General features: G+C 74.3%; 3 protein-coding genes and 1 pseudogene. 3 read left to right on the top strand and 1 reads right to left on the bottom strand.

The window, feature by feature from the left end; all coding sequences use genetic code 11:
• Nucleotides 1-270: pseudogene (locus AC2W7G_RS14075) on the top strand (ribonuclease D); the annotation flags it as partial.
• A gap of 34 nt (nt 271-304) precedes the next feature.
• Nucleotides 305-895, top strand: coding sequence for a hypothetical protein (locus tag AC2W7G_RS14070; RefSeq protein WP_485868984.1), 591 nt, complete (start codon nt 305-307; stop codon nt 893-895).
• Between the two features lie 133 nt (nt 896-1,028).
• Here the strand turns inward: AC2W7G_RS14070 and AC2W7G_RS14065 are convergent, their stop codons facing one another.
• Entirely contained in the window at nt 1,029-2,009 is a 981-nt protein-coding gene (locus tag AC2W7G_RS14065; protein WP_485868983.1) for an aldo/keto reductase, read from the bottom strand.
• Nucleotides 2,010-2,075: 66 nt separating this feature from the next.
• Between AC2W7G_RS14065 and AC2W7G_RS14060 the strand changes: the two genes are divergently transcribed.
• A complete protein-coding gene (locus AC2W7G_RS14060; protein WP_485868982.1) occupies nt 2,076-2,291 on the top strand; it encodes a hypothetical protein in 216 nt (71 codons plus the stop codon).
• The last annotated feature ends 18 nt before the right edge of the window (nt 2,292-2,309 follow it).

Raw genomic sequence — 2,309 nt, 5'->3', positions numbered from 1 at the left:
CCGCGCACCTGGACCGACAAGAACCCGGCGGCGGCCGAGCGGCTCGGCGCCGTGCGCGAGCTCATGACGGCGCTGGCCACCGAGCACGACCTGCCCCCCGAGAACCTGCTCAGCCCGCACCTCGTGCGCGAGCTGGCCTGGAGCCCGCCGGACCCGATCGACGCCGACACGGTCGGCGAGGTGCTGGTCCAGGCCGGCGCCCGCCGCTGGCAGGTGACGATCGTCGCCGCACCGCTCGCCGACGCGCTGGCGAACCCGTCGTCCTCCTGATGCACCTGGGTCCGGCGGCGTACAGTCGTCGTCGATGAGCGACTTCCGCCGACCGGCGATGCCCGGGCCCCACCTGTTCGACGACCTCCACGGCGACCCCGACCCGGCCGAGCGCGCCGCCGCCGGGCACCGCATCGCGTCGCTGCTCGTGCGTGGCGCGTCCACCGCCGCCCGACGGCGGGCTCGTCGAGCGGGTCTGCACCTGGCCGACGAGGAGGGCCTCGGCGTCATCGCCGAGCTGTGGTCGCAGGCCTCGGCCGAGACCATCGCCGGCGCGCTGTGGCGGCTCTACGTCCTGCGCACCTGGGTGGTGCGCGACCCCGGCGCCGCAGCCCGCGAGTTCAGCGCCGGCAAGGCCTACGCCCCCGTCGACGTCGTGCTCGCCGGCATCGTCGAGCCGCCGGGACCGGACGAGGTCATCGCGCTGGTCGACACCGTCGTGAGCGGCATCGTGCGTCCGGACCTGGACGTCGCGCTCGACCGCGCCGCGTCCTTCGCGCACGTCGTGGCGATCGGACGCTCGCAGCTGGAGTCCGGCGACCCGCACAGCGCGGCCCGGCTGCTGGACACCGCCAAGGCGCTCCACCGCGCCGCCGAGCTGGAACGAGCCGGCGAGCTGCACTGAGCCGCTTGTGCGACGGCCAGGCTCGGCTAGGCTGGAGGACGCGCCGGGCTGTGGCAAGCCCCGGGTCCCACAAATAGCCGCTGCGAGCGGCCTTGCGCCGTGAGGCGCTTCCCAGCCCGGCGCACTTCCTTCCTCAGTGACGCGGCGCGAACGTCGTGTACGAGTGCCGCGGACGCCCGATCGTCGCCAGCTCGGCCAGGTCGTCCTCGCTCGGCTCCCACTGGGCCGCCTCCACGTTCGACACGACCTGGTCGGCCCGCGTCGCCCCGGCGATGACGCTGCCGACGGCCCGCTGGGCGGCCAGGCCACCGATCGCCACCTGCAGCAGGCTCAGCCCGCGCGCCTCGCCGAACGCGCGCAGCGCCTCGACCGTGTCCCAGTCGGCGTTCTCGTAGCGGTGGGTCTCGCTCTCCAGGCGGCTGCCCTCCGGCGGCTTCTGGCCGCGGTGGTACTTGCCGGTCAGCAGCCCGTACGCCAGCGGGAAGTACGGCAGGATCGATACGCCGAGCGTCTCGCACGCCGGCACCAGCTCGACCTCGGCGGTGCGGTTGTAGAGCGAGTACTCGTTCTGAGCGGTGACGAACTCCTCGAGCCCGGCCGCCTTGGCCCGGTGGTGGGCGCCGACCAGCTGCCAGGCCTGCAGGTTCGAGCAGCCGATCGCCCGCACCTTGCCCTCGCGGACGAGCTCGGTCATCGCCCCGAGGGTCTCCTCGATCGGGGTGCCCGGGTCGGGCGTGTGCAGCTGGTACAGGTCGATGTGGTCGACGCCGAGCCGGCGCAGGCTGGCCTCGGCGGCGCGGCGGACGTACGCGGCCGATCCCCGCCGGCCGCCGTCGTCGCCGTTCTCACCCTGCATGTCCATGCCGAACTTCGTGGCGATGACCGCCTCGTCGCGCCGTCCGGCCCCGCGCAGCGCGTCGCCGAGCATCTGCTCGCTCGCCCCCAGGCCGTAGGTGTCGGCCGTGTCGAAGAAGTTGACCCCCGCGTCCAGCGCCCCGAGCACGACCTCACGCGTCCGGTCGGCGTCGATGCGGCGCCCGAAGGCGTTGCACCCCACACCCACGACGGAGACGGACAGGTCGCTCGTGCCGAGCCGGCGCATCTGGATGGTCATGGCCTCACCCTAGGCCGGTCGCCGAGACGTCACCGCCCGGCCACTCGCGTCCCGTACGATCTGGGGATGCTCACGGGGACCACCAGGCGTCGCTGCGCGGCCGCGTTGTCGGTCCCGCTGCTGCTGGCGCTCGTCGTGGTCCACGCCGCGACCCGCACGACCCCGTCGTCGGCGCAGCGCACGGTGGCCTCGCAGACGTCCCAGGCCACGACCGTGCGCCCGGCCGTCACCGTCGAGCCCGCCGCCGTGACGCCTGCCCCGACCTGCACTGGGACGGCCTGACCGTCCTCGTCGACGTCG

It is taken from the genome of Aeromicrobium sp. PFPM2_SD2, from assembly GCF_057364525.1.
This window is presented reverse-complemented; position numbering and strand designations above follow the sequence as displayed.